Annotated in this window: 1 pseudogene; it reads right to left on the bottom strand. The window is 50.4% G+C overall.

Annotated features, from left to right (window positions below):
* Positions 1–3,444: pseudogene (locus MiSe_RS48135) on the bottom strand (hypothetical protein); the annotation flags it as partial.
* Positions 3,445–3,629: the final 185 nt, after the last annotated feature.

The following is a 3,629-nucleotide window of genomic DNA, read 5'->3' on the forward strand; positions in this document are numbered from 1 at the left end:
TTGTGCTTGTTGAATTTGGATATTGCCGCCGGCAATATTTAAGCTGCCTCTAGCTGAGGCTTGAATATCTTTTGGTTGGAATGAGTCTAGGCTACCTGCGGCTTGTACTTGACCGCTGAAGGTTGCTTGCAACTGTGGCGGCGCTTGCGGCAAGCGATTTAACTGCACTCCGGCGGCGTCTACAACTGCTTGCCAGCGACCTTGGTTTAGTTGTGCTTGGCGTATTTGTAAATTACCATTGCCAGTTTGAAGGCTGCCTCGCGCTACTGCTTGGATATTGGAAAGATTGATAGTATCGAGACTTCCTTCCAGCCTCGCCTCGCCGGTAATTCTTCCCTGCTGGATGGGTAAATTTCTAGCTTGTTCTGGGGGTAACAGACGCGCTAGTTGCAAGTTAGATGCGGCTACAACAGCTTGCCAGCGGTTATTGGCAAGTGCTGCTTGTCTGATTTGCAAGTTGCCACCGGCAATTTGGACGTTGCCATTCCCTAATGCTCTAATATTTTCCAGGTCGGTAGATTCCAGGTTTCCTGCTAGGCGGAATTGTCCGTTAAATCTTCCTTGCTGAAACTGGGGCGGTATTTGTGGCAAACTTGCCAAAGATACGCCAGAGGCGGCTACCAATGCTTCCCAGTTGCCTTGGGAAAGTTGTGCCTGTTGTATTTGTACTGTCCCGCCTGCAAAGTTTAGGCGTCCAGAAGCCGCAGCGCGAATATCTCTAGCTTGGGTAGATTCTAAGTTTCCCGCTATCCTGACTCTGCCGGTAAATGCACCCGGTTGTACTGGTAAATTTTTTACTTGTTCCGGCGATAGCAGCCGCGTCAGTTGAACATTTGTTGCGTCTACCAAAGCTTCCCAATTTCCTTGGTTAATTCCTGCCTGTTGTATTTGTACCGTCCCGCCCGCGACGTTCAAACTTCCAGAAGCCACGGCACGAATATCTTTAGGTTCAGATGATGCTAAGTTTCCCGCCGCCCTAACTCTGCCGGTAAATGCACCCGGTTGTACTGGTAAATTTTTTACTTGGTCTGGGGTTAAAAGCTGGGTTAATTGCACATTTGTGGCGGCGATTGCTGCCTCCCAATTTCCCCCTGAAAGTGCTGCCTGTTGTATTTGTACCTTCCCACCCGCGAGGTTCAAACTTCCCTGTACTGCGGCTTTGATATCTTTAGGTTCAGATGATGCTAAGTTTCCCGCCGCCCTAACTCTGCCGGTAAATGCACCCGGTTGTACTGGTAAATTTTTTACTTGTTCCGGCGATAGCAGCTGCGTCAGTTGCACATTTGTTGCGTCTACCAAAGCCTCCCAATTTCCTTGGTTAAGTGCTGCTTGTTGTATTTGTACCGTCCCGCCCGCGAGGTTCAAACTTCCAGAAGCTACAGCGCGAATATCTTTAGGTTCAGAAGATGCTAAATTGCCCGCCGCCCTAACTCTGCCAGTAAATGCACCCGGTTGTACGGGTAAATTTTTTACCTGTTCCGGCGTTAACAGAGACGTTAGTTGCACGCTTGTTGCTGCTACTAAAGCATCCCAGTTGCCTTGGGAAAGTTGTGCCTGTTGTATTTGCAGCTTGCCACCGGCTACTTGCAAGCGTCCCTGTGCCACGACTTGAATATCTTGCGCTGGGAAAGATCCCAGCTTTCCCCCTAACCTCGCGCTGCCGGTAAATATCCCCTGCTTGATGGCTGGCGGTATTTGCTGTTGTCCCGATTCTCCAGACCTCCCCGCGTCCCCGCGTCCCCGCGTCCCCGCGTCTCCTTCTCCCACCTGAGCTTGTAAGTCTAAAAGACTACTAACAGGTAACTGGGAACCTTCGACAAGCGCGTCCCAACGGCCGTTGGCAATTTTCGCCGCAGCTTGCAAAGTGCCGCCTGCTACCCGTAAGGTGGTGCCGCGCAAGATGGTTTGACCTCTAGCAACGACGACTTCCCCGTTACCGGGATAGGTGGCTTGGGGTGCTTGCCAGCGCGCTACCGTCCGCAAGTCGTTATAGGGGCCAAATACTTGCGTTCTTGCCTGTACTTGTCCGATGGTGATAGAGGGGGGGAGATTGGCGTTGTAGAGTTTAGCGATCGCATCCCCCGGTACTTTGTCTGCTTGCAGGTCGAAGACAATTCCCCCTGAAGTGCCTAATTTTACCTGCCCTTTCCCAGTAACTTCTCCCCCTACTTCCGGCTTGGCTTGCAAATTGGCGATTACCAATTCTCCTTGTCTGGCATCGAGGGCAAAGCGGGCGCTGACGGTATTAAAATTAACTTTATCGACTATAGTTGGCTTGGTGGTGGCGAATTGACCGATTAATAACGGTTGTGCGATTGCTCCCGTTAACTTCACTTCTGCCTGCACCTCGCCGTTGAGCGGAACTTGCGGTTTAAAATTAAAAGTTTGTGTAATTTTTGCTATTTCTGTATTCGGTATTTTTGCGGAAAGAGCGTAGCCTTGTTGCAGGTCTAAACCGCCATTCGCGAGCAAGGGAATTTGACCGAAAAGCGATGATACGTTTTGCAGCTGAATAACTTGGTCTTGGAACAACAGCGTCCCGTTTGTCCCAGAGAAAGGAATCGGCTGTTGGGGCAGTCCTGCGGTGACATCGGTGAGGCGCGCCGTCCCCAACAAAGATAATGGCTGTGTGGGGTTATATTTAACCTGCAAACTGGCATCTACGCGACCAGCTAGTAAATTAATCGGTAACTTTAATAACCGATCTACATCCGCAGCCTGGACTTGTTGCGCTTGTAACTTCTCCAAGTTGAGTTGTTGAGTCGGGCGCAGATATTCGCCTTGGAGATTCAAATTGCCCCCGCTGGCGATTTGTCCTGCCAATTCAAAGCGGAAGCGTTGGTTATTATCTCTCAATTCAACCTGACCATTGGCTGTGGCAACGCTTATGGGGACTTTTGGATTACCCGTTTTTGGTTGGGGGACGAGGACGATGTTGCCGTTTTGCAGCCGAATTGATTCTACTTCGGTCTTAAACGCAGCACCGGGTTCTTCTGGTGCAATTTCGGTAGTCACCCAGCGACCATCCGCGTCTTGTTCTAAGTAAAGATTCGGATGGACTAACGTTACATTTAGCGCCAGAGTTCGCTCCAACAGCAGCCGCAGCAAATCGAACTTGACGTCAACTGCTGCAACGGTAGCGCGATCGGTATCTGTAGGCGTTGCTGGTATTTGAGACGCACCCAAGCGCAGTCCGGTGAGGGAAAATGCTTCAACTTTTCCCAATCGCACGGGGCGTTTGAACGACTCGGTAAGATTTTTTTCCACTATGGGCGCTAACTCAGTCTGAACAAAATTCCATGCCCACCAAGCACCCGCCGCAATACCCACCAGTAAAATTACGCCAAAAGCAAGTCCAGAACGACTTAACCAAAGCAGCCATACACGCCGGTTAGAATTAATTTCTGGTTCGCGATCGGGATTTGGAGCGTTAGAGTTAGTCATTAAAGCAGCACACCTGGTATCGTTTTGAGTTGATTACCCCGTTTGTAGTAGGCGCTTTAGCGCCCCCGTTTGTAGAAGGCAGTTTGTAGTAGGCGCTAAAGCGCCCCCGTTTGTAGAAGGCAGTTTGTAGTAGGCGCTAAAGCGCCCCCGTTTGTAGAAGGCAGTTTGTAGTAGGCGCTAAAGCG

The sequence above is a fragment of the Microseira wollei NIES-4236 genome (assembly GCF_020521235.1).
GTDB lineage: Bacteria > Cyanobacteriota > Cyanobacteriia > Cyanobacteriales > Aerosakkonemataceae > Microseira > Microseira wollei.